Below are 24,636 nucleotides of genomic sequence, written 5' to 3' on the forward strand. Positions count from 1 at the left end.
TCAAACGAGCGACAGATCGGAGTGGAGGAAATCGATGCTGCAGCTGCCGCGGACATTGCGAGTATTTAAACATAAAAGCGTTTTCATAAAAATGCTGCTCGGATTCAATCTGTTTGTCGTCGCGATGATTGTCGCTTTCGGCTATGTGTCGTACAGCAAATCGGCCTCGCTTCTCATTGCCGAAGTGGTGGAAGCGAACAATCAATATTTGGAGCAGGCCCGAAGCAGCATGGACAACGCGCTCATCGCATTGAATACGCTGTCCTTCCAAATCGAGCTGCAGGACGATATTCGGCGGTCGCTCTATATGTCGGAGCAGACGTGGGACATGAACCAGCTGCTGTTTCTGAACATTATCAAATACCTCAAGAGCGTGAAGCTGTCCCATCCGATGATCGTGGACATTTGGCTGCAGTATTACCGTTATCCGGTTGTGCTGAATCCCGAAGCCAAATATAATGTCGAGCACTTTTACGGACAAATTTACGCCAGCGAACCGGCCATCGATTGGCGGGAGAAGCCAGCGTATCACGGCTTTGCTTCACTCGGTCCCGCCCAATCGACCGTTTACGGGGTCAGCTCCGAGGTGATCACCTTCGCGCGCACCGTTCCTTACTCAGAAATGACGCCTTTGGGCATGCTGTACATCAATATGAAGACGGAGGATATTGCGCGCACGCTGCAAAACAGCGGCGATCCGTACCCCGCGTTCATGTATGCGGTCGACCGCGAAGGCAGACAGTTGTTCAGCGGCGCCGTGCGCAGCGAGCAGGACGAGACGCTGGAGAGCAAGATCGGGACGATAACGGATAAGGTACGAAGTCTGTCCGCAAAACAGGGGCATCTCGAGGAGACGATCTCCGGAGAAAGCTACCAGATCGTCTTTACGTCCTCCAACGTGAACGACTGGACGTATATCAGCGTCGTGCCGACTGCCTTCATCACGTCCGAGGCGAAGCAGCTCCGGCAGTACACTTGGCTTACAGCCGCAGTATGCCTGGTCGGAGGGCTGATCCTTTCCTATTTCCTGACCATTCGCATGTATCGTCCGATTCACAAGATCGTCAGCTACATCGAGTTGTTCGGCCACCGCCATCCTGAGGAACGCCGCCGCGCCGCGGAAGACGAGCTCGGGTTTATCGATCGGATCATCAATTACGTCTATTACGAGATGCACCATTTCAAGGACGCCTTTGAACGGAATTTACCGAAGCTCCGGCAAAATATGCTGTACGATCTGCTCGAAGGCCGGCTGCCCGCGGAGAAAATGAAAGAGACGGCCGAGGAGCTGCGAATGCCTTTTCGTTACGATTTGTTCCAGGTCATCGTGTTTGAGAGCATCGATTTCACCATCGACGATGATATGAGCCTGCTTGGCGTTGACATGACAGCGCTGTTCGACCAATTGGCCATCGGCATCGAGTCCACGGCAATTCGTTCGGTTCGAAAAAGAAAAGACAAGCTCGTGTCCATTCTGAATCTGAGCTCCAGCGAGCCGAATCCGGATGCGGCGGTTGACTACATCCGGAAAGTGCTGGATTACTTCAAACATCGTCATTCCCGCGCCTTTACGGTCGGGGTCGGCAAGGTGTACGGGCGAGCGGAGGACATTCCGTTTTCTTACGTGGATGCCTTATCCGCTTTGCAATACAAGGTCGTTAAGGGGCAGGGCAGCGTTATTTTCGTGGATGAAGTCAGGCAACTGCCGGCAAGTTCTTTTCATTATACGTTCGATATGGAGAAGAAGCTGATTAACGCCGTGAAGACGGGCAATGCCGAAAGCTTGTCGAAGGCGCTTGGCGCCATATGGAGCGCTAATCTGGAGACAGCGGCGCCGACGCCAGAGCTCGTTCACAATCTGTTTCAGGCTTTGGCCAGCACGGCCGTTCGCACGATTTACGAGCTTGGGGCGGCTCCTAAGGAAATATACGGAGAATCGTCTGATCTGCATCGGGAAGTGAGCGAACTGGGGAGCATGGAGGCGAAAAAAGCATGCATCGAGCGCTCTTTGACATCCATCGTCGACTGGATTCGCAGCAAACAGCAAGGACAGTACGATAAGCTGCTCCGCCAAATCGAGCAGTTCGTGGACGTGCACTATCGGCAGGACTTGTCGCAATCGATGCTGAGCGAGCATTTGGGGCTGTCCGCGTCTTATTTGAGCAGCATTTTCAAGGACGTCACCGGAATGACCTTCTCCGATTACGTCAATTCGCGGCGGATCGAACAGGCCAAAAGCTTGCTGCGGCATTCCGATGATTCGATCGCGGAAATCGCCGAGACGACAGGCTTCACCAACGCCAACACGTTTATTCGTGTGTTCAAGCGCTTCGAAGGAGTTACCCCCGGGCAATTTCGGGAGATGGAGCCTCCTTCACCGCAGAGCCGGGCGCCGGAACATGGATAGCGGTATCCTTGAGGGCCAAGGAGATGAGCTCTTCGCCAGAAGGGCTGTTTAGCTTGCGCGGAAACGCGCCAATAGCTTGCTGCGGCAGGGTGCGCGGCGGAGCCTGCGTAAAATAAATCGATCTATCCAATAAAAAGACGGTTCAACATCTGGAAAAATCAACACATTTCCAAGAAAAGATCGATTGAACAAACGGGTGACAGCGATTACATTCGAACTGTGCCCGCCTCGCACAGCTGGAGCTGCTGGCAACTATCGACAATACAAAAAAGGAGGTCGCTGCTTATGGCCGAACAAGATACGGCGCTTTCCGAAGCCGTAATGGCCGCATCCCGATCGAAAGTGAACCGGGGAAGTCCGATGAAGCGATATTTGCCCTATTATCTGCTGTTCGTCCCGCCGCTCATTTACTACCTGATCTTCAGGTATGCCCCTGTGGTCATGGCGCTAACCATCTCCTTTATGGACTACAACATCTATAAAGGGATTCTTGCCAGCCCGTGGGCAGGCCTTAAGCATTTCATCGATTTCTTTCATTCCGTGTACTTCTGGAGAGTGCTGCGGAATACACTCGTTATCAATTTGTTGAATATCGTTTTTGTGTTCCCGGCGCCGATCCTTTTCGCTCTGATGCTGAACGAAGTGCGCAAAGCGACGATCAAGCGGACGGTGCAGACGATCAGCTACTTGCCGCATTTTGTATCGACGGTGATCGTGGCGAGCATGGCGGTGACGTTCCTGTCACCGTCGGTCGGGCTGATGAACAATCTTTTGGCCAAGCTCGGCTATGAGCGCATCAACTTTTTGCTCGAGCCGGAATATTTCTGGGCTATCTATACGGGCATCGATCTGTGGAAGACGCTAGGCTGGTCTGCGATCCTGTACTTTGCCGCCTTGACCGGGATCAACTCGGAGCTGTATGACGCCGCCAATGTGGATGGGGCTGGTCGCTGGAAGCAGACGCTTCATGTGACGTTGCCCGGCATCGCGCCGACGATCATCATCCTGCTGCTGCTGAAAATCGGCGATATGCTGGAGGTTGGCTACGAGCTGATCGTTCTGCTGTACAATCCGAATACCTACGTTACCGCCGACGTCATCGGCACGTACGTGTACCGGCGCGGCATTTTGGAAGCGAACTTCAGCTTCGCTTCCGCCGTCGGCCTGTTTCAGTCCGTCGCCGGCCTCGTGCTGATCATCGTGGCCAACCGGCTCGCCAGAAAATATTCGGAAACGAGCCTGTGGTAAAAAGGAGGAACCGAATCGATGTCTGTGCTGCGAATCAGGCCGTGGCGGCTCATGTTCGTCGCGATCAATACGCTGTTTTTGGGGGCAGTCGTTCTGCTCACCGTATATCCGTTCCTCTTCATCATCGCCGCATCGCTCAGCGATCCGCTGTACATACAGCAGGGGCGCGTCGGCGTCATTCCAATGGGGCTGCAGTTCGACGCTTACCGTCGCGTGCTCGAATACCCGATGCTCGGCCGGGCGTACCTCAATACTGTGGTGTATACAGTCGTCGGAACGGCTATCAGCATCGTGCTGACCGTCTGCGCCGCCTATCCGATCTCGCGAAGGAATTTGCCAGGGCGCAAGCTGATGACAGGCTTTATTCTGCTGCCGATGCTGTTCGGCGGCGGACTGATTCCGACATATCTTGTCGTCAGTGCACTCGGTATGCGCAACACGATCTGGGCGATCGTCATTCCAGCGGCGATCTCATCCTTTTACGTCTTCATCCAGCGCACCTTCTTCGAGCAAATTCCGGCGGAGCTGGAGGATGCGGCCAAGATCGACGGCTGCTCGCAGCTGCAGTGCCTGCTAAGGATCATTTTGCCGCTATCGGTCCCGTCGCTCGTCACGATCGGATTGTTCTATGCCGTAGGCCAGTGGAACAGCTTCTTCCCGGCGATGATTTACTTGAACGACGAGGAGATGTTTCCGGTCCAAATTTTGCTGCGCGATATCGTCATCCAGAATCAGACGGATCAGATGATGGTCGATGTGTTCGACGACAAGAACCTGATCGGCGAATCGATCAAATATTCGACGCTCGTCGTCGCGACGCTGCCGATTATTGCCGTGTATCCGTTTATTCAAAAATATTTTGTGCAGGGCTCCATGATGGGCTCGATCAAAGGATAAAAGGGGAGGCTTTTCGCATGACAAACAAGTGCGCACGTCAAGGCATCTTGGCTGCATTCGCCGCTTTGGCCGTAGGTACGGCCGGCTGCTCGGGAAGCGGGGGCGGAGGTACGGGAGGAGACAGTCAGGGCAACGGAACGGCCCAGCTGGGGGCGGACGGCAAGGTGCTCGACAAGAAGATCGAGGTTAGCGTCTACATGAGGCCGAGAACCGAGTCGGTCGAATCGAACGATTCGCCCTGGATGAAAGCGATCGTCGAGAAGACGAACGTCTATTTTAAGTGGCTGAAGGCTCCGAACGACAACAATGACTATATCCAGAAATTTAATCTGACGCTGGCCGGCGGCGATTTGCCCGACCTGATGGAAGCGACGCCTGACCTGCTGAACAAAGGCGGGGAGAACGGCGTATTCGAACCGCTCAACAAGCTGATCGACGACCATATGCCGAACTTCAAAAAAATTCTCCAGGACAACCCGCAAATATTGAAGGACATCAAATCTGATGACGGCAACATTTACTTCTTCCCGCAAATTTCTGCGGTGAAGACGATCAATCTGAGCATTCTCCGTCAGGATTGGCTCGATCAGCTCGGTCTGAAGGCGCCGACGACGACGGATGAGATGTACGAGGTGCTGAAGGCGTTCAAGGAGAACGACCCGAACGGCAACGGGGTTCAGGACGAAATTCCGTTCACGACGCGCAACAAGCTGAAGGGGCTGCTGCCTTTTATCGAGCCGTTCGGCGTTTCGCTGGAAGAAGATTTTTATGTCGAGAACAATCAGGTGAAGTATTCGTTCACCAACCCGAAGCTGAAGGAGGCTCTGGCCTTTGCTGCCAAGCTGTACAAGGAAGGGCTGATCGATAAGGAGTATATTACGAACGATCAGAAAATATGGGAATCCCGCTTCACGAATCAGGTATCGGGGGCTACGTTCGATTCGTTCCCGCGGATCGAATATTTGGAGAAACTGGTCGCCCAAGCGAATCCGAACGTCAACATGACCGGAATCGTGCCGCTGAAAGGGCCGAATATGGAGGCGTACACGAAGAGCCAGCAGACGCTGATCAAGAGTGGCTTCGCCATCAGCTCCAGATCCAAGTACAAGGTGGAGCTGGCCAAAATGCAGGATTGGTTTTACAGCGAGGAAGGACAGCTTGCCCACAATTTCGGAGTGCTCGGCCTTACGTATACGATGGAGAACAACGAGCCGAAATATACGGATTTGATCATGAAGGACGCGAAGCATTCGCCGCTGCTCAAAATGTACGAGCTCGGCCATCGCGAATTCGCCTATCAATGGGATATTCGCTATGAGAATGCGATGGTGACGCCGAAAATCGAGAAAATCCGCGACTCCATCACGCCGTACATCAAGGACAAGTACCCGCTCACGCTTTCGTTCACGCAGGAGGAGCGCGATGTGCTGAACGCCAAGCTGACGGAAATGACGACCTACAAGGAGGAAATGCTGAACAAATTCATCATGGGCGCGGAGCCGCTCGACAAATTCGACGACTATGTGCAAAATATCGAGAAAATGGGCCTGGACCAAGTGCTGAAAATTCAGCAGGCCGCGTACGAACGTTATTTGAAAAGATAAGTTCATAAGCGAAACCGCTGCTCTGATGAACGGTACGCCAACGGTTACACAACATCTCACCGTTGGAGGCGCAGTTCGCGTTCGGGCAGCGGTTTTTGCGGCTAAGTCCCCGATTACAAGCTGCCGGGGGCGCAGCAGGCTTTATATTTCTTGACGCTGCCGCAAGGACAAGGCTCGTTCCGTCCCGGAGGCTTGCCGTTCAAATAAAGGCGCACATTGCGGGTGAACAGCTCCTGGCGAAGCTGACGGCCGAGCCGCTCCATTCGCTCATGCGTATACGCATATACCTGCCTGTAGCTCTCGCAGAAAAAATCCGGGCCGGCCTGGACGGCTCCGCCTTCGGGCCCCTGCAGGCGGTTTCGCGGACAGCCGCCATAGCATAGGCGCAGCCATTCGCAGGTGCGGCACGAGTCCGGCAGCGTCGGCTTCATGCGGCGGAAGCGCTCATAGTTCGAATGGGACAGCACGTCCTCAAGGCAATCGCTGCCGACGTTGCCGATCTTCCATTCGTCGCTGATGAAGAAGTCGCACGGATAGGCGTCCCCATTCGGCTCGAGCACGAGGCTGGCCGGACACTCCGCCCGGTGGACGCACAGTTCGGCCTCCCGGTTCATGTAGACGCTGAGCATATTGTCGAAGAAGCGGATGGACAGGTCGGGGCGGCCGTCCCGATACCAGTCGTCGAAAACCTCGCAGAGGAAGTTGCCGTACTCGCGCGGGGTAATTTCGTATACGCCCGGCTGGTCCACTCGCTGGGATCTGAAATCCATGCAGGGAATGAACTGAATGTAATCGAAGCCGTTGTCCCGGTAAAAGGCCATCAGCTCTTTGGCCTTGCCAACATTGCCCTTATGGACAACCGTCAAAATATTAAAATCAACGCGGTGCCGCCGGAGATGCCGGATGCCGGCCATGACGCGGTCGAAGCTGCCTTTGCCGGCCGCGTTCACCCGCCGCGCATCGTGGATCTCCCGCGGGCCGTCGAGACTGACGCCGATGAGGAAGCGGTACGCTTGAAAGAACGAAGCCCACCGGTCGTCAATGAGCGTGCCGTTGGTCTGCAAGGAATTGCTGATGATCGTATGCGGCGGGGCGTGCAGCGCTTGCAGGCGCACAACCTGCTCGAAAAACGCATGCCCGGCCAGGAGCGGCTCTCCGCCTTGCCAGGCAAAGACAGCGGCTCCGCGGCTGACCTTCATATAATTCCGGATGAAGGTTTCCAGCACAGAGCTGTCGATCCGGTTGATATTCGGACCCGGCTTGCCTTTGCAGGTGCTGTAATAACAGTAATCGCAAGCCAGGTTGCAATCCTCCGACACGGTTTTCCACATCACCGTCACGGCGGAGTGACGGTTTGTCGCACGGCGTTCCGACATATTGAATCCTCCCCTGTCCATGTTATCTTCAAGATAACACCCTCACCTAATTATTGTCAAAATAATAAAAAGTTTTGTTGAAATATGGATTTTGTTGGCAAAATAAATTCCAATCTTGTTGTCCGATCCGGAAAATAAATGAACTTTGTTCCAAAGTGAATTTATCTATGCTATATTCATGGGAAGAAGCGTGATGGGAACCATAAAGTGATCGAATGATCCGAGGTGGGAATAGGAATGTATCATGTATTGGTCGCAGAGGACGAGGTATGGATTCGCAACGGCATTGTGGAGATGATCGAGCGGTTCGGGCTCGATTTCAAGGTTGTCGCGCAGGCCAGCGACGGGATCGAAGCGTGGAATTTGATCAACGAGCTATGGCCGAACGTCGTCATTACCGACATCGTCATGCCGGAGCTCGACGGCCTGTCCTTGCTCGGCAAATGCGATGAGTACAAGCTGGGCATCGTCCCGATCGTGATCAGCGGCTACGAGAACTTCAGCTACGCCCAGCAGGCGATCCGCTACGGAGCGACGGAATATTTGCTTAAGCCGGTCGTGGCCGAGGACTTGCGGCAAGCGCTGCTGCGCTCCGTCGAGCGGCTGCAAAGCTCCGTACACCTGTACGAGCCGCTCCATCAAATTCAGGAATTTCTGGGGAAGCTGGAGACATGGGACCACCAGAGACTGACCAGCGAAGCCGGCCGCATCCTGAAATCGATCTTTCAGGCGAAGGCGCCGAATCCGGGAATCAAAATCGGCTTATTTCGCATTTTCTCGGACAAGCTGAACGAGCAACTGAGCAGCATCGATCCCGCCCACCAGCCTTTGGAGCTGGGCGAGACGCTGGACAGACCTCATGTGGAAGCGCATTTTTTTCGTTTGCTGGAGCTGTGGTCCCGGAAGCTGACCGAGTCTGCGCCCGGCAAGTGCCGCTCCTTAAGCAAGAAGGTGGCCGAATTCGTCCAGCAAAACTATGCGAAGGAGATCACGCTGGCGCAAATCGCGGAGCATACCGATCTCAGCGTGTCCCGATTTTGCGTCCTGTTCAAGCAGCAGAACGGGGACTCCTTCATCAATTATTTAAACCAGTATCGCATTGAGAAGGCGAAGCAGCTGCTGCTGGAGCCTGATCTGAAGGTGTACGAGGTGGCCGATATGGTCGGCTTCTCCTCCCTGCCTTACTTCAGCCGGCTGTTCAAAAGCATAACCGATCAATCCCCGAACGAATACCGCAGGAGCCTTGGCCTATGAGCAGCAGGCTGTCTCCGCTTCGTTCCATCAAGATGAGGATGATCGTCCTGTTTTTCGGGCTGAGCATCCTGTCGGTCGGCTTAACGGCCGGTTTTGCCCACTACTTCTACAGCCAGGCCGTCGAAGAGGAGTTTGTCGTGGTTGCCGATGAAGCGACAGGCCGGCTGAATCATCATATGGAGTTTTATTTTCAGCAATTGAAAAAGTCGACGAATACGCTGCTCAATACCGATCTCGTGCAGCGTTGGTTGAGCGAAGGCTATGCTCCCGATCCCGAGGATATCGCCGGAATCGAGAAAGCAATGAGCTCGTATGTATCGTTCAATTTTCGCGAGATCAACAACATGTACCTCATCTCGAACGATGGGCGGGTGCTGCCGCTCAATAACAGTTATATCCCGGAAGACCCGAATATAAGGGAGGCCTGGTTCGCAGGCAGAAGCGAAGTAGCGCTTTTGCCCACTCATCGCATTGGGAAAAACGGCCCCCTGGTCATGGATATGATCATTCCCATCTATAGCACGCGAACGGTTCGTCCAGTCGGCAAATTGGTGCTGCAGTTTTCCTTGGCCGAAATCGACGCCGCTTTCAATAAATCGCGGCTGGGGAAGAACGGCTACTTCTTCCTGCTGTCGAAGGAAGATATCGTGGTGTATCATCCGAATAAAGCGTGGGTTGGCAAGAAGCGGGCGGAGACGCCTCTGGGCGGCCTCGATCCGGGGATTGCCATAGGGACGACGAGCACCCAGAAGTGGGACGGGCAGCGGCACCTCGTCTCTGTGCATGAATCGGACTATACCGGATGGCATATCGTATCCGTCGTGCCTTACGCAGAGATGGCCAAAGGGCTGAAGTCGGCTGTTTTCTCGACGATGGTTGCCTTATCCATTCTCGCTGTTGGCATCGTCGGCATTCTCCCTATTCTGGTGTCGCCGTTCGTCGACCCGATCCAATATATGAAGAGCCGAATGGAAAGGGTCGCCAAAGGAAATTTGCAGGCGCGGGCTGCGAAAATATCCGATATCCACGAGTATCAGGCGCTCGCCGACAGCTTCAATTACATGGTAGGGCAGCTGAACGGGCTGATGCAGGAGGTCGCGGAATACAAGGTCAAGGAAGTTGAGCTGCAGCTAAGGCAGAGCGTGGCTACGGTAAGGGCGCTGCAGAGCCAGATCAATCCTCATCTGCTGTACAATACGCTGGATATTATCAAGAGCATCGCCTATCTCGAAGAAGTGCCGCTGATTGAGAAAATTGCCCACAACCTCGCCGACGTCTATCGCTACGCTACCAAGGGGGCCGACCAGGAGGTGACGCTTCGCGAGGAGCTGAACATCCTCATCAAGTACCTGGAGATCGTTCACATCCGTTATCCGAGGAAGTTCGAGAGCGGCGTGCGGGTCAACGAGAAGTTTATGGACTGTCCAATCATCAAGCTGACCATTCAGCCGATTGTGGAAAATGCCGTCAAGTATGTCGTGGAGGCCAAGGGCGGAAATGCCGCAATTCTGGTCAACGCTTACGACGAGGGAGGCGATCTGGTCGTCGAGATCGCAGACAACGGTCCGGGAATACCGGAGCCGAAGCTGGGTGAACTGAGAAATCATTTCCAGGCCAGCCCGTCGAGCGAAGAGACGTTCAAAGGAGAGTCTATTGGCCTTGCGAATGTGCACGCAAGATTGCGTTTGAAATACGGCGAGCCTTACGGCATTGCGATCGACTCTTTTCCGGGACGCGGCACGGTGGTCAGCGTACGAATTCCTCATGGAGGGCGAGGCGCGTAAATGAATAGGATCGGAAGGCAAACAATGACAACGCGGCGCGCAATGCTCATCGCCGGATGTCTGCTGCTCGGTCTTGCCGGCTGCAGTGGCATAGGCGGCAGCGCCGGGCAAGACGCCGCGGCTTCGGACGCCGGGAAGGAGGGACCTCCCGTCGAGCTGAACCTGATGACGGTAAGCTTCGCGGGGGGCGGCTGGCCGGACGACCATATTATGGTCAAAGAATTGAACCGAAGATTGAACATCAACCTGAGCATCGACTGGACGCCAATAGAAATTTACGGGGAGAAGCTGAATGTGCTGGCGGCATCCAATGAGCTGCCCGACATCTTCCTGATCGAAGAAGCGGAATTCAATAAATGGAAGAACCAGGGCGTGTTTTTAGACATGAAACCGGAGCTCGGCAACAACCCGCATTTCGCCAAGCATTTGAGCTCCGAAAATTTGGCGCTGATGAACCCGAAAGGACATATTTACGGCCTGCCGTTCTATATTACGGAAACGCGCGATTCCTTGATTATCCGCAAAGACTGGCTGGACAAGCTCGGGCTCGAGGCGCCTTCGACAACCGACGAGTTTTTGCAGGTCGCCAAAGCGTTCGCGGCGCAGGATCCGGACAGGAACGGAGAAGCCGATACGTCCGGCTTCTCCTTCAGCATCGTGGACGACAAGTTCACGCATCTGGATGCGATTGTCGGCGCGTTCGGGCTCGGGAACGAGTGGACCAAGCGAGACGGACAGCTGCTGCCGCAGCAGGTGCAGACGGAAGAGCTGAAGGCGCTACTAGCGTTCCTCCGGGAAGCTTACGCCTCGGGCGCGCTCGACCGGGATTTCGCCACGAACAAGTTCAAGGACCCGCTGGCCAAGCTGGAGCAGGGAAAAACAGGCATCGCCACTGTCGTGCCCAATGAATTCTACACCTTGACGCTTCCGGCCTTGAAAAAGCGCGATCCTGAGGCGGAGCTTATCCAGCTCCTTCCGCCGAAGGGCCCTGGCGGGCTGCAGGCGACGCATACCATGGCGAGTACGAGCAAAATCGTTGTCAACGCCGGCATCTCGCCCATCAAGCAGCAGAAGGCGCTGGAACTGCTTGACTACCTTCTGTCCGACGAAGGCTACGATCTGATCAAAAACGGCATTGAAGGCGAGCATTACCGCAAGACTGCGGGCGGGAAATACGAGAAGCTGGAGGCGTTCGATCGGGATCGCCCGCAGCTGCTCTCGATCTGGTTCTTCCGCCGATCCGACCCGAACGTGCAGATCCGCAAATGGGACGATCCGATGTATAAGGAGAATGTGATGTCATTTTACGAGACGAATGCCCGGTATCGTTGGAAAAACCCGGCCGCGGGCCTGTTCAGCGAAACGCAGGATCTCAAAGGCAGAACGCTTCAAGCCGAATGGATGCGGACGATCATGAAGGTGGTCACCGGGCAGCTTCCCTTAAGCGCCGTGGATGATGCGGCGGCGGCTTGGAGACTTGGAGGCGGAGATCGGATTATTCAGGAAATCAACGAGGAGTACCGGAACGCAAGTCAATAGCAGGCCGAGCTGTTGCAGCTTGTGCAGACAGTTGGGCTCGATCCGCTGCTCATCGAGGAAAATTGCCCGAAATTTTTGCAGGTTATACAGACCTCGCCGAAGGCGGGGTTTTTCGTTTTGTCCGGGTTCCTGGTTCCTGTCCAACAGCACCGTGCTTTTTCGCTCCCGCAAAGATCAGGCAATAAACGAAAAGATCGGTCAACGACTTTGCTTCCGGGCAGATGTAGAGTAGAAGAGGGTGAGCACCTATCCTGAGCTTTTGCTGCTGATCGCCGGCAAAGGTTCGGCAACCGAAGGCGACGACCGATGAACGACCGATGAAGGAGCGTTCGTCATAGGCGAGGCGTCAGGAGGGGGAAGTCGATGGATATGACAGCAAGATCCGCCGCGTTTGCGAAAGCGGTTAACGGATCGGAGAAAGACGCTCCGGCGCAGCCGGAAGCCCATCAAAGCTGTGACAACAGGAGGCGCAAGACGCATGAATGAGAAACAGGTTCCTTTAAAGGAAAGAATTAGCTATGGGTTGGGGGATACCGCTTCCAATCTGATTTTTGCCGTGGTAACAACGTACCTGATGTTTTTCTATACGGACGTGTTCGGCCTGGATGTCGCCGCGGTCGGCACCTTGTTCCTGGTTGCCCGGCTGATCGACGCGCTCGACGGTCCGCTGTTCGGGGTGCTCATCGACCGTACGAGCACCAAATGGGGCAAGTCAAGGCCATACTTCCTCTGGCTCTCCGTGCCGTTCGGTATCGTCGCGATTTTGACCTTTGTGACTCCGGACTTGAGCCCGACCGGCAAGCTCGTTTACGCTTATGCGACATACATTGCGCTGGGCATTTTGTATGCGGGCGTCAATATCCCGCTATCGTCGCTGCTGCCGAGCCTCACGAGCAATTCGAAGGAGAGAACGGTCGTCAACACGTACCGAATGGTCGGGGGCCAAGCCGGCGCGTTCATCGTGAACGCCGCGGTGCTGCCTTTGGTCGCTTTTTTCGGCGGAGGCAACCAGCAGCAGGGCTTCCTTTACACAATGACTTTGTTCGCTGTCGTCGGCGTAGTTTTGTTCATGATTACGTTCGCCAATACGCGGGAGCGCGTCCAGCCGAAAAGCGGCAACAGGCCGATTCCGTTCAAGGAAGGGATCAAGGCGCTCAAAGGGAATTGGCCCTGGTGGATTTTGCTCGTTGTCAACGTGCTCCTGTTTATTTCCACCATTGTTATGAACCAATCGACGATCTATTACCTGAGCTATAACCTGGGTCGGGCAGATCTCGTGCCGATATTGAACGGCTTGTCGAGCGTGATGCTGGCAGGAATTATCGCCGTGCCGTTATTGGCAGGCAAAATCGGCAAGCGCAACACGCTGCTGATCGGCTTCCTGTTAGCCGCAGCCGGGCAAATCATTATTTATGCCGGAGCGGAATTCATGTCCGTGCCGCTGATGGTGACCGGAAGATCGGCGGCGATGATCGGACTGGGCGTCGTGGCCGGCCTGAAGTTCGCGATGATTGCCGATACGGTCGATTACGGCGAATGGAAGACGGGCGTGCGCGCTCAAGGCTTGCTGATGGCCGCATCCACGTTCGGCGTCAAATTCGGCATGGGGCTCGGCGGAGCGATCGCCGCATGGGTAATGTCGGCCGGCGGATACGTTCCGAACCAGCCGCAGACGGCTTCCGCTTTGGCGGCGATTGAATTCAACTTCGTCTGGGTGCCGCTTATTTGCTTCGTCTTGTCCATCGTTCTGACGATGTTCTATCGCCTCGATAAAGAGGAGGAGACGATGAAGGCCGAATTGCAGCAGGACCGGACCGTTACGGCTTAAAGCGGGGGCGAAGAGGAAGGATTCGCGTTCGCACAGGGATGAGGATAAAATTTTCTTCAACCTGCGCCCAAATCGGTCAATAAATAATAAGATCGGATAAGGCTTTTGCGGCGGATTGCATGTACATTAGTATATGTGGGGATGTAGACCGTTTTTTCTAAAGCTTCAAAATCGCAACCATGTCAACAAAAACGGAGGAGACTATCGATGAGAATCTTGTTCCTGGATCTGGATTCCACCAGTCCCGATCATCTGAGCTGTTATGGATACCATCGCAATACTTCGCCCAATATCGATAAGATCGCGGCCGAAGGCGTTCGCTTCACGAATTACTATACGTCGGACGCGCCGTGCGCGCCTTCCCGCACCGCGCTGATGAGCGGGCAGTTCGGGATTCGCAACGGCCTCGTCGGCCACGGAGGAACGGCCGGCGATATGAAGCTGGAAGGCGAGAAGCGGGAACTGATGGGCCGGCTGACCCGAGGGGGCGCTTTTCCGTCATATTTGCAGCTGGTCGGCGGGCTGCACACGGCGCTGATCAGCCCTTTTCCGCAGCGGCATTCGACGTTCGCGTTTTATGCCGGGTTTAATGAAATTATGAACACGGGCCGGCTCGGCAACGAATCGGCCGAACATGTCACGCCCGTTGCCCTCGATTGGATCGAGCGCAATGCCAAGAAGGACGACTGGTTCCTGTATATCAACTATTGGGACCCGCACACGCCGTACCGCGCGCCGGCCGAATTCGGCAACCCGTTCGAGAACGAGCCGCTGCCGGAATGGCTGAACGAGGAGACGCTGGAGCGGCATAAGCAGCATGTGGGCTCCCACAGCGTGCACGAACTCAACATCGATTACCGCAAAAAAACATACGACAACAGCACGTCGCCCGATTTTCCGCGCCATCCCGGAGAAATCCAGAACATGGACGATATGAGAAGGATGATCGACGGCTACGATTGCGGCATCCGTTATATGGACGAGCATTTGGGCCGGATCTTCCAGGCGCTGGAGAAGCAGGGGGTGATGGAAGACCTGATCGTGATCATTACCGCGGACCATGGCGAGAACATGGGGCAGCTCGGCATCTACGGCGAGCATGCGACGGCGGATCAAGGCACGTGCCGGATTCCGATGATCATCCGCTGGCCGGGCATGAAGCAGGGTATCGTCGACGACGGCTTGCATTACCATCTCGACCTGCTGCCGACCGTCGCCGATCTGCTGGGACAGCCGCCGATGCCGCAGTGGGACGGCATCAGCTACGCGCCAGTCCTTCGCGAGGGAACGGATTGCGGCCGCGACTATCTCGTCGTCTCGCAGTGCGCCCACGTCGTTCAGCGCAGCGTCCGCTTCCGCGAATGGATGTATATCCGCACCTACCATGACGGTTACCACCTGTTCGACCGGGAGATGCTGTTTAACTTGAACGAGGATCCGTTCGAGCAGCGCAGCGTCGCGGCCGAGCACCGCGATATCTGCATGGAAGGCGTCTACCTGCTTAACGAATGGCATGACGAGATGATGGCGCGCTCGGGCGACGATCGCGATCCGCTGTGGACGGTTATGAAGGAAGGCGGTCCGTTCCATGCCAAAGGATACTTGCCGGGATATCTGAAGCGGCTGGAGGAAACCGGCCGCAGCAGGCAAGCGGAGGAGCTGCGGCGCAAGCACGCTCGGGAGTTCCCGCAGCCGCCTGCCGAGATCGAGCAGCTGGTACAGGCGAGAATCGGAGAGCGAATGGCCGGACGTTAACCGGTCATAAGCTGGGGAAAAAACATAAAACTGGCGGAGGAGCTGACAACGTGGTAGATTTGAAAGCCAAGCCGTTTTATTTGTCCGATGAAGACGTCGCCTGGGTGGAGCAGACGCTCGCGGACATGACGTTGGACGAGAAGGTCGGTCAGCTGTTCTGTCTCGTCGGGTATTCCGACGAAGAGGAATATTTGCAGCGGCTGGCCAAAGACTATAAGGCCGGCGGACTGATGTGCCGGCCGATGACGGCCGACAAAGTCGTGAAAACCGTCCGGACGCTGCAGCAAAACGCCAAAATTCCGATGCTGATCGCGGCCAATCTGGAGAAGGGCGGCTCGGGCATCGCTACGGAAGGCACGACGGTCGGATCGGTGATGCAGGTTGCCGCTACGGACGACGACGAAATGGCTTACAAGCTCGGGGTCGTATGCGGACGGGAAGGGGCGGCACTCGGCTGCAACTGGTCGTTCGCGCCGATTATCGATATCGACTATAACTTCCGCAATCCGATTACGAACACGCGCACGTTCGGCTCCGACCCGGAGCGGGTTCGCCGCATGGGCGTCCAGTATGTGAAAGGCGTGCAGCAGCACGGCGTCGCCGCTTCCATCAAGCATTTCCCGGGCGACGGCGTCGATGAGCGGGACCAGCATCTGGTGGAAAGCGTCAATTCCTTGTCCTGCGAGGAATGGGACGCGACTTACGGCGCTGTGTACAAGGCCTGCATCGAGGAAGGGGCGATGACGGTCATGGTCGGCCATATTTTGCAGCCGGCCTACAGCCGCAAGCTCAATCCGGCGCTGGCGGACCGGGACATTTTGCCCGCATCCTTGTCCTACGAATTGGTGACCAAGCTGCTGAAGGAGCAGCTCGGCTTCAACGGCCTCGTAGTCACGGACGCCTCGACGATGGCCGGGATGATGATCTCGATGCCGCGGTCGCAGGCGGTGCCGCAGGCGATCGCCGCAGGCTGCGACATGTTCCTGTTCTGCCGCAGCCTGGAAGAGGATTTCGGCTACATGAAGAAAGGGATCGAGGACGGAGTAATTACACAGGAGCGTCTGCATGAAGCACTGACCCGCATCCTGGGCTTGAAAGCGGCGCTGAAGCTGCACCGCAAGCAGGCGGAAGGCACGCTCGTGCCGTCGCTGGAGGAGGCGCTCAAGGTGGTCGGCGCAGAAGAGCATCAGCAGTGGTCGATCGAATGCGCGGACAAGGCGATCACCCTTGTGAAGGAAGAGGAAGGGGTTCTGCCGATTCACCCCGACAAGCACAAGCGGATTCTGTTCTACGATATCGAATCCCAGCAGGGCGTCGCCTACAGCGCGCGTGTCGGAGCTGTCGATATATTCAAGGAGAAGCTGAAGGACGAAGGCTTCGAGGTAACGACCTTCGAGGTGAACCCCGGCTTCGAAGGGATGATGACGGCCCAAAGCTCGGTGCTCGGCAAGTACGATCTGATCATTTATTTGGCCAATCTGGTCACCAAAAGCAATCAAACGGTCGTCCGCATTGAATGGAAGCAGCCGATGGGCGCGAACGTGCCGACGTTCATGACCTCCATTCCGACGATCTTCATCTCGATCGAAAATCCGTACCATCTGCTGGACGCGCCGCGGGTGAGAACGTACATCAACGCCTACAATTCGAACGACAACGTCCTGCAGGCGCTGATCGACAAGCTGATGGGGCGGTCGTCGTTCAAGGGAACGAGCCCTGTCGATCCGTTCTGCGGCCTGTGGGACGCCAGACTGTGATCAGGCGGCAGACAACAGCGGACAAGGAGGCGGCAGCGGCATGAAGCGGCGGTATCAAGCGGTCATTTTCGATCTGGACGGCGTCATCGTCTCGACGGATCGCTATCACTTTCAGGCATGGTCCGAGCTGGCCGAGCAAGAGGGAATTGAATTCAACGAGCAGATCAATCATCGGCTGCGCGGCGTCAGCCGGATGGAGAGCCTGGAGATAATTTTGGAAAAGGCGAGCCGAAGATATACCGAGGCGGAGAAGCGGGAATTGGCAGAGCGGAAAAACGAGATGTACCGCAGCCTGCTCGCGCAGCTGACCGAGAGCGATCTGCTGCCAGGGGTGGCGCAGACGCTCGCCGCGCTGCGGGAGCGGGGCATCAAGATCGCCATCGGCTCATCCAGCAAAAACGCGCCGGTCATCCTGGAACGGATCGGCCTGGCCGAACGTTTCGATGCGGTGGCGGACGGGAACGGGATTGTTAGCAGCAAGCCGGACCCGGAAGTATTTCTGCTGGCGGCTAGCAAGCTCGCCCTTCCGCCCGAGGCCTGCCTTGTCGTCGAGGATGCGGAGGCGGGAGTCGTCGCAGCCAAGCGCGGCGGCATGGCGGCGGCGGCCGTCGGCGAAGCACGCAGCTGCAAGGATGCGGACTATCGTCTGGAATCGATAGATCAATTATTAAGTATTGTGTAATTAGGATCGCCGCTCCGGTCAGGGGCAGGCACCTGCTGCCAAAGCGCCTTCGTCGTCTCAGGACGATAAGGCGCTTTTGGCGGTACGCCCAGCATGGGCGTCATCTCCAGGGTGAAAGTCCCGAACGGGGGCTGGCGAGCGCCCAGCGTTAGCTGAGGGCAAGGGTGTCCGCCGCGAGGCGGATTCTGAAGGAAGCCGGAGGCAAACGCACGGGTCAATGTACACGAACTGGATTTGAGCCTGGTCTTAGAAATCTGTCCATCTTTCAAGCGCATCGAGCTTTTGCTTGAAGATGGCGGCTTGCTTTTTGATTTCCAGGTTATTTTGCGTGTCCAAAGCCTTCTCGAACTCCAGGATCAGACTGGCGATGTACTCGCGCTTATCCCGCAAGGACTCCTCGTAAAGCCGTTCTCCACGGGCCAGAAGCAGACGATTTTCGTTTTGGTCGCGTGGGTGAATCTTCAGATGCTTCAGCTCTTCAAGCCGGGCCTTGATCTGTTCAGGGGAAGTTTGGCCCGGATTTTTCTCGATGATCATCGTCTTCTTCTCACCGGTGCTTACAACCGTAACTTCTACCTCCAGCACGCCGCTGATATCGTAGGTGTACCGGACGTCAACACTTTCTTCGCCTCGGGGAGCGGCGGGCAAGTTCACATCGATACTGCCCAGGTAGACGTTATTTTCAACCCTGCGGCTTTCTCCTTGATAGATTTTGACGCGAAGCTCAGTCTGATTATCATGAATCGTATAAACGCGGTCCACTCTACTGACAGGAATCGGCGTATTGCGTTCGATAATGGGCAGATAATGGCCGCCTTCAAACACGTCTTTTTTGATTTCCTTGGAGATCGAGATCCCCAACGAAAATGGGCACACATCAGTCAGGATCATTTCTTGCAGACTGGCGTCCCGGTCCTTCAGTGCCACCTGAATGGCTGCGCCCAAAGCGACGGCTTCATCCGGGTTAATCTGCGAATGAGGCAGCCTTCCGAACATTTTGCTGACAATGGTTTTGATGATCGGCATCCGGGTGGCTCCTCCGATCAGGATTACGGCATCCAGATCGCGCGGGGACAGCGATGCATCCCGCAACGCCCGTTCAATCGGATTGCGCAACCGGAGCAGCAATTGTGACACAAGCTGTTCGTATTGGCTGCGGTTTACCGTCAGTTCTAAAGACTCTCCTTCGCGGGTGAATACCATGGTCCCCGTATTTTCACTGCCCAAAACGAGCTTGCATAGCTCCGCCTGCTTAATCAGCGCTGTTTTTTCTTTGGAGGGCAGGTTCGCATAATCAATTCCGTGGGTTTCCGCGAAGTGGGTGATTAGCACACCTGTAAAATCCTCGCCGCCGAGATAATTGTCCCCGGCGATGGACTGCACCTGCATCACGCCTTCAAACAATTCCAGCACAGATACGTCGAACGTACCGCCGCCCAGGTCAAAAACGAGGAACCGCGTATCCGATTCCTGCTGGTGCAAGCCGTAGGAGATCGCCGCTGCCGTAGGTTCGCTGATCAGCCGTTCCACGTGCAATCCAGCCAATGCTGCCGCACGCAAGGTGGCTTTCCGCTGGGTGTCGTTAAAATAAGCAGGCACGCTAATTACCGCCTCTTCAATTGGCTCATTCAGATAAGCTTCGGCATCCTCTCTCAAGGCGCGCAATATGAAAGAGGATAAATCTTCAGGAGTAAAGGTATGCTCACCAAGCTGATACACTTTATCCGTTCCCATAAAGCGTTTAAAAGTGGCGGCCGTCAAATGAGGATGCGTGATCATCCGTTCTTTAGCAATTTGGCCTACCAAGATTTCGTTGCTGTTCTCATCCACGCTAACAACCGAAGGGGTTAAATGCTTGCCGAGCGAGTTGGGAATGATGACGGGTCCCTGTTCGGTCCAATAAGCTGCAAGGGAATTGGAAGTTCCCAGGTCTATACCAATTTTTGCCACAATAAACATACCTCGCAATAAAGATTGATATATTATTCTATTTCGGAAAAAGGTGGTTGATTTTTGATAATTAAACATTTAAGAATGCGAAAAATTGTTAATGCCAGAAGGAAAAATGACGATATAAGTTGTTGGTATATCTGTGAATACGGTTGAAAGTAAGATACTTAAGGCGGTGCAATATTAAACGAATGATATGGAAAATATTAGGAATCGATCCAACTGAAGATCAATCGCAAATCCGCAAGGCGTACGCCCGGATGTTAAAGAAATACCATCCCGAGGATGACCCGGAGGGTTACCAACGGCTGCGGGAAGCGTTTGACGAGGCGATGAGATTGGCAAAGCAGGGCCTGGTTTTCTTTGACGATGACGACGATGACTATGATGAAGATAAAGAACTGGAAGAAAACGAAGATGAAACGGTAGATGATGAAGAGGAAATCTGGTCCCTGGAATCGGATCAAAGCGATGAATCAGATGAAGCAGTTGGAGAGGTTTGGAATTTTCAGTACAGCCATAGTGAAGCACCGCCATTAAGGAAGTCGCCAAAGGACAAGGCGGAGGAATTTCTGGAAGAGCTGGACAGCCTGTATTCCAATTTAACTGCCCGTTGTGATATTTCACAGTGGCAGAATTTGTTGAATAACGATGTTATTTGGGATCTGGGGCATCAGGGGATATTGTTATACCGGGTGTTTGACTATTTGAATGAACATTACTTTTTACCTGGAAATGTATGGGAACTGCTGGACAGCACCTTTGGAATTAAAGAGAGATATACTCAAGATCCCGATGGGTTTAGCGAGAAGTACCCGAAAGTATGCGAATATACTCTCAGAACTTCCCCCGTAGTGGATTTGGGATACTCTGGTCTGACCGAAGTGGAAGGAAGCAACATCGAAGACTATTTGTACTGCCGTGAAGAGTTTTTGGTAGCGATGTTGGCAGGTGAAATGGAAGAGGCTCGCAAGATGCTGCTGGAGGCACTGCGAATTTATGACCGCGATGTGGAGCTCCTTCATCTGCAGACCAAGTTTTATTTCCAGACCGGGGAATGGGAGCAGGCCTTGTCCGCCTGCAACTACTGGATTAGCCAATCTGAAGACGATGACGAGGCGCAGACCTTGCGCGCTTCTATACTGCTCAACATGGGGCGATTGCATGAAGCGCAGGAGGCGCTTGAACGTCTGAGATCAGCAAGACCTGATGATGCGTTAGTTCTGTCATTGTTGGGGAAATGCTATCTGCAGCTTGACCGTATGGAGGCTGCACATGAGGTGTACGACCAGTTGCGGCGGGTGAATCCGCAAGATATTGAAGCGGTTGTTGGTTTGGCAAAAATCGATGCATCCCGAAGAAAATTGCCGCGGTTTAGTAAGGGACGCCGCAAGCAAATACGACAGTTGAAACAAGAATGGGGCAGGCTATCGCCAGGAGGATCAATCAAGAGGTTTTTTGGTTTTTTCCTCCTGGATGCAAAGTTTACTTTCCTACTCGTCTTGCTGCATATTGCTCTCGTGGTTATTTGGCAATCCTATATGGACATTTCTTTATGGAATCTGATTAAGCAGCGGATTACGCCGCCTGAGATAACCTGGGTAACGTCGAAAGAAGATCTGAAGAATGTTCCCGTGGGCAGTGTGGTTCACCTGAAGCTGACGAATGCAGCATATACCGGTTTATTGGAACTTGAATTGAAAGATGACGATGGGAATGAAAACATTTCTTACATGCTGCAAAACGAAGCAGAGGAAAGAGGAGTCATGGACAAATTAACAGGGTATGTCAGCACAGGGAAAGTAGGAGATATCAGTGTTGTTGCTCTGACCGACTATGATGATATCATGCATATCTATGAAAACTATGAGATTGAGCTCGAGGGGATTGTTCAGGATCTTTCCAGTCCGGCCGTACAGACACTGCTTGGTTATCGGAAGGGAACAAAATGGGGGGCGGATTTCTCTGTTGACCTTTATGTGAATGCCAGGGATGGCTTATATGGAAGATACGATGATTTTCCGTGGGTAATCAGAAAGATATTTATAAAATTTTTGGTTTTGTTATTGGTCTTGTATGTACGCCTTCTCTGGAAACTTTATCGGAGCAGATATTATTTGATGTATAAATAAAGGAATGAACGGGGGAGGTTCCGTGTTTACTGCTCGCAGCAAACAAAAGGATAGATGGAAGTATAACGTGTATGCAATGCTAACCTTATTTCCTTCCGGAAGCAGTGCGGATTTTTTTATCTACAATCCTGAAAATATAGGCTCAGGCAAACGCTATATGAAGAAAGCGCTGGCCAACCAGGGAGTGGAAAACGCGGAGCAATTGAGAATGAGATTGGAGTGGCAGATTTCAAAAGGGATACGCAGTGTTTTTGCACAAATGTATCAGGAACTGTGCCTGTTGTCCGCAGACCAACGTGTCCGGAGAATTGAAGCCGAGGAAGACCCTAATGTTCGGCATGAACTGAGCGTTGTTAATTATTACTTGCGGCGTATGCCGCCTGACGGAGTGGGAGCGTACGACTACTCCTCTATTGTATTTTGTTGCCTGGCTGGCGAGAAATTAGGCTGGCTAACCGCTGAAGAAGCACAGATGTACGCAAAGCAGGGCGTAAGCTTGACCCGGGAGCATTTCTCGAACTGGCATGATTACTGCTTTAGTTTTGCGGTAGGGCTGCAATTCATTAATGCCGATCCGGAAAACTCCGATTACGTCAAGGATGGTGCGGAGCGCATAAGAAGATTGCTTAATTTCAGGAAAAGTCCGTTAAACAACAAGTTGTTTGAAGCGTGAGCCAGAACCGTCCGGAAACGGACGGTTCTATTTTTGGTACACCCAGCATGGGCGTCATCTCCAGGGTGAAAGTCCCGGACGGGGGCTGGCGAGCGCCTCCCGTTAGCTGAATCCTGCTGGACGATCCGGACAAGGAACCTTACGAAACGTGGATTGCGGTTCGTCCGGTACGCGGAATTGTCGGGGATAGGGCTCACCTGCCCCATGGCGGAGGCGCAATTCGTCTATTCGGCCGCGGCTGCGGGCTTTCCCGCTTCGATCAGCACTTTGCTTCCCAGCATGGCGAAGCCTTGGATGAAGAGCAGCGCCCCGGTCCCGAGCAGCAGCCATTCGATCGGCACAATGTCGGCAATCGGACCGAAGACCAGCATGCCCAAGGGCATCATGCTGCTGGCCAGCATGCCGTATACGCCGTATACCCGGCCGATGTAATTGCCGTCAACCTTCTGCTGCAGCAGCACGTTGGAAGGGGTATGAAAGACAGGCATCGCTATGCCGATCATCCCCATGACGATAAGATACAGCCAGAAGACGGGGATGACGCCAAGCGCGAAGGTACAGATTCCGATCGTCAGATTGGACAGCACCATCGTATGAATTTTGTTTTTGAACCCGCCCCAGAACGCCATCAGTATGCCCCCTGCCGTCATCCCGACGGAGAACGTCATCTCAATGGCTGTAAGGCGCCAATATTCGTCGCCGAAGCTGCGGGCCACCTGCAAGGGAGTGAGAAAAGCGACGGGCGCGGCGAAGATCATGAACAAGGCGGTGAACATGAAAAAGGTTTTCACATACGTATGTTCCCGAATATAAGCGAAGCCGGCGCGCATATCGTCAAAGTAACTGATCACCTGCGGCTGGGAAGCTTTGTCGTGAGCAGGCGTCCGCAAAAACAGTAGAAGGATCGACACGCCGACGGCTGCCGTGACGACATCGATGAAAAAGATCGACTCGATCGAAGCGACCGACATCAAGGCGCCGCTCACCATCGGGGATAGCAGCGTAACGGCGGACTGAATGCTGCTGTGGATCGAGTTCACCTTGGTCAGCTTGTCCTCGGGGGTCAATTGCGGGATGAACGCGCCGACCGTGGGCGTCTGAATCCCGGTTCCCAATGCGCGGATGGCCGACATCGTGATAAGCATCCAGATCGAATCGTACCCGGCAAGAAACAAGATCGCGAGTATGAGCGTAGACAGGGCGATCGCCGAATCGGACAGCGCGATCAGCCGCTTGCGGTTATAGCGGTCCGCCCACACCCCGGCGAACGGCGACAGCAGGAAGGTCGGCAGAAAGCCGCAAAGAATATAAATCGTCATCATGATGCCCGATTGCGTCTGGAGCACGATATACCACATAATCGCATACTGAACCAATGACGACCCGAAGAGGGACACCGTTTGGCTGGTTAAAAACAGCGCGACGTTTCTTTTCCAGTGCTGCTTGGTTGAATCCATGTTACCCTATGTCCCCCTGTTCTGTTGGTCGACGCCGCTAGCATCCTCACGGCCCGTACAATTGTGAAATACGAAGAACATGGTCGCGGAACGCTTGAACGAGCTCCGGCGGCCCCAATATTTTGACATGAACGCCAAAAGAAATAATCCTGAATTTCGAAAGCGCATAAGATCAATGCAAGATGCTAAAGCAATGGCGACTTAAGATGTAAAAATGTAGGAGTTTCCCATGCCTAGTGGAGACGGAAGCTTGCGGCGGATGGTCTTTCCCCCTCCCCAATGAAGAGGCAGTC

The 24,636-nt window shown here is 54.4% G+C and carries 16 protein-coding genes; 13 read left to right on the forward strand and 3 right to left on the reverse strand.

What is annotated here, in order from left to right; translation table 11 throughout:
- Nucleotides 1–34 precede the first annotated feature (34 nt).
- The 4 genes from F591_RS28010 (at nt 35) to F591_RS0113040 (ending at nt 6,156) form a co-directional block, all read left to right on the forward strand.
- A complete protein-coding gene (locus F591_RS28010) occupies nt 35–2,407 on the forward strand; it encodes a helix-turn-helix domain-containing protein (protein ID WP_019535049.1) in 2,373 nt (790 codons plus the stop codon).
- Between the two features lie 285 nt (nt 2,408–2,692).
- Entirely contained in the window at nt 2,693–3,655 is a 963-nt protein-coding gene (locus F591_RS0113030) for an ABC transporter permease (protein WP_019535050.1), read from the forward strand.
- Nucleotides 3,656–3,673: 18 nt separating this feature from the next.
- Nucleotides 3,674–4,552, forward strand: coding sequence for a carbohydrate ABC transporter permease (locus F591_RS0113035; RefSeq protein ID WP_019535051.1), 879 nt, complete (start codon nt 3,674–3,676; stop codon nt 4,550–4,552).
- A 17-nt stretch (nt 4,553–4,569) separates the two neighbouring features.
- Nucleotides 4,570–6,156: an extracellular solute-binding protein gene (locus F591_RS0113040; RefSeq protein WP_019535052.1), complete on the forward strand. Its 1,587-nt coding sequence runs from the start codon at nt 4,570–4,572 to the stop codon at nt 6,154–6,156.
- Between the two features lie 113 nt (nt 6,157–6,269).
- Here the strand turns inward: F591_RS0113040 and F591_RS0113045 are convergent, their stop codons facing one another.
- Entirely contained in the window at nt 6,270–7,532 is a 1,263-nt protein-coding gene (locus F591_RS0113045) for an anaerobic sulfatase maturase (protein ID WP_019535053.1), read from the reverse strand.
- Between the two features lie 237 nt (nt 7,533–7,769).
- Between F591_RS0113045 and F591_RS0113050 the strand changes: the two genes are divergently transcribed.
- From F591_RS0113050 to pgmB, 7 genes are all read left to right on the forward strand, one after another.
- Nucleotides 7,770–8,786 carry a response regulator gene (locus F591_RS0113050; protein ID WP_019535054.1) on the forward strand — a complete coding sequence of 339 codons (1,017 nt, stop codon included), beginning with the start codon at nt 7,770–7,772 and terminating at the stop codon, nt 8,784–8,786.
- Nucleotides 8,783–10,570, forward strand: a complete 1,788-nt coding sequence (locus F591_RS0113055; RefSeq protein ID WP_019535055.1) for a cache domain-containing sensor histidine kinase — start codon at nt 8,783–8,785, stop codon at nt 10,568–10,570. Before F591_RS0113050 ends, F591_RS0113055 begins: the two co-directional genes overlap by 4 nt.
- A gap of 24 nt (nt 10,571–10,594) precedes the next feature.
- A complete protein-coding gene (locus tag F591_RS0113060) occupies nt 10,595–12,109 on the forward strand; it encodes an extracellular solute-binding protein (protein WP_156829549.1) in 1,515 nt (504 codons plus the stop codon).
- 478 nt (nt 12,110–12,587) lie between these two features.
- Nucleotides 12,588–13,937 (forward strand): glycoside-pentoside-hexuronide (GPH):cation symporter, encoded by a 1,350-nt coding sequence (locus F591_RS0113070; protein WP_019535058.1) that lies wholly within the window; start codon nt 12,588–12,590, stop codon nt 13,935–13,937.
- A 207-nt stretch (nt 13,938–14,144) separates the two neighbouring features.
- Complete coding sequence (locus tag F591_RS28015) at nt 14,145–15,692, forward strand: sulfatase family protein (RefSeq protein ID WP_019535059.1); 1,548 nt, start codon at nt 14,145–14,147, stop codon at nt 15,690–15,692.
- A 50-nt stretch (nt 15,693–15,742) separates the two neighbouring features.
- Nucleotides 15,743–17,449, forward strand: a complete 1,707-nt coding sequence (locus F591_RS0113080) for a glycoside hydrolase family 3 protein (protein WP_019535060.1) — start codon at nt 15,743–15,745, stop codon at nt 17,447–17,449.
- Between the two features lie 40 nt (nt 17,450–17,489).
- Nucleotides 17,490–18,131, forward strand: coding sequence for a beta-phosphoglucomutase (gene pgmB, locus F591_RS0113085; protein ID WP_019535061.1), 642 nt, complete (start codon nt 17,490–17,492; stop codon nt 18,129–18,131).
- A gap of 246 nt (nt 18,132–18,377) precedes the next feature.
- On the opposite strand, the gene F591_RS0113090 is transcribed toward pgmB, so the two are convergent.
- On the reverse strand, nt 18,378–20,081 hold the full coding sequence (locus tag F591_RS0113090) for a molecular chaperone HscC (RefSeq protein WP_026326583.1): 1,704 nt from the start codon (nt 20,079–20,081) through the stop codon (nt 18,378–18,380).
- Nucleotides 20,082–20,272: 191 nt separating this feature from the next.
- On the opposite strand from F591_RS0113090, the gene F591_RS0113095 reads away from it, so the two are divergent.
- Both F591_RS0113095 and F591_RS0113100 read left to right on the forward strand, forming a co-directional pair.
- Nucleotides 20,273–22,213, forward strand: a complete 1,941-nt coding sequence (locus F591_RS0113095; protein WP_019535064.1) for a J domain-containing protein — start codon at nt 20,273–20,275, stop codon at nt 22,211–22,213.
- 22 nt (nt 22,214–22,235) lie between these two features.
- On the forward strand, nt 22,236–22,886 hold the full coding sequence (locus tag F591_RS0113100; RefSeq protein ID WP_019535065.1) for a DUF1266 domain-containing protein: 651 nt from the start codon (nt 22,236–22,238) through the stop codon (nt 22,884–22,886).
- Between the two features lie 224 nt (nt 22,887–23,110).
- On the opposite strand, the gene F591_RS0113105 is transcribed toward F591_RS0113100, so the two are convergent.
- A complete protein-coding gene (locus tag F591_RS0113105) occupies nt 23,111–24,343 on the reverse strand; it encodes an MFS transporter (RefSeq protein WP_019535066.1) in 1,233 nt (410 codons plus the stop codon).
- Nucleotides 24,344–24,636 lie beyond the last annotated feature (293 nt).

Origin of the sequence: Paenibacillus ginsengihumi DSM 21568 (genome assembly GCF_000380965.1) — a bacterium.
In the GTDB taxonomy this organism is placed as follows: domain Bacteria; phylum Bacillota; class Bacilli; order Paenibacillales; family NBRC-103111; genus Paenibacillus_G; species Paenibacillus_G ginsengihumi.

Bases quoted from the DNA above. Each gene is read 5' to 3' on its own strand.
- F591_RS28010 (WP_019535049.1), top strand. From the start codon at position 35: ATGCTGCAGCTGCCGCGGACATTGCGAGTATTTAAACATAAAAGCGTT.
- F591_RS0113030 (WP_019535050.1), top strand. From the start codon at position 2,693: ATGGCCGAACAAGATACGGCGCTTTCCGAAGCCGTAATGGCCGCATCC.
- F591_RS0113035 (WP_019535051.1), top strand. From the start codon at position 3,674: ATGTCTGTGCTGCGAATCAGGCCGTGGCGGCTCATGTTCGTCGCGATC.
- F591_RS0113040 (WP_019535052.1), top strand. From the start codon at position 4,570: ATGACAAACAAGTGCGCACGTCAAGGCATCTTGGCTGCATTCGCCGCT.
- F591_RS0113045 (WP_019535053.1), bottom strand. From the start codon at position 7,532: ATGTCGGAACGCCGTGCGACAAACCGTCACTCCGCCGTGACGGTGATG.
- F591_RS0113050 (WP_019535054.1), top strand. From the start codon at position 7,770: ATGTATCATGTATTGGTCGCAGAGGACGAGGTATGGATTCGCAACGGC.
- F591_RS0113055 (WP_019535055.1), top strand. From the start codon at position 8,783: ATGAGCAGCAGGCTGTCTCCGCTTCGTTCCATCAAGATGAGGATGATC.
- F591_RS0113060 (WP_156829549.1), top strand. From the start codon at position 10,595: ATGACAACGCGGCGCGCAATGCTCATCGCCGGATGTCTGCTGCTCGGT.
- F591_RS0113070 (WP_019535058.1), top strand. From the start codon at position 12,588: ATGAATGAGAAACAGGTTCCTTTAAAGGAAAGAATTAGCTATGGGTTG.
- F591_RS28015 (WP_019535059.1), top strand. From the start codon at position 14,145: ATGAGAATCTTGTTCCTGGATCTGGATTCCACCAGTCCCGATCATCTG.
- pgmB (WP_019535061.1), top strand. From the start codon at position 17,490: ATGAAGCGGCGGTATCAAGCGGTCATTTTCGATCTGGACGGCGTCATC.
- F591_RS0113095 (WP_019535064.1), top strand. From the start codon at position 20,273: ATGATATGGAAAATATTAGGAATCGATCCAACTGAAGATCAATCGCAA.
- F591_RS0113105 (WP_019535066.1), bottom strand. From the start codon at position 24,343: ATGGATTCAACCAAGCAGCACTGGAAAAGAAACGTCGCGCTGTTTTTA.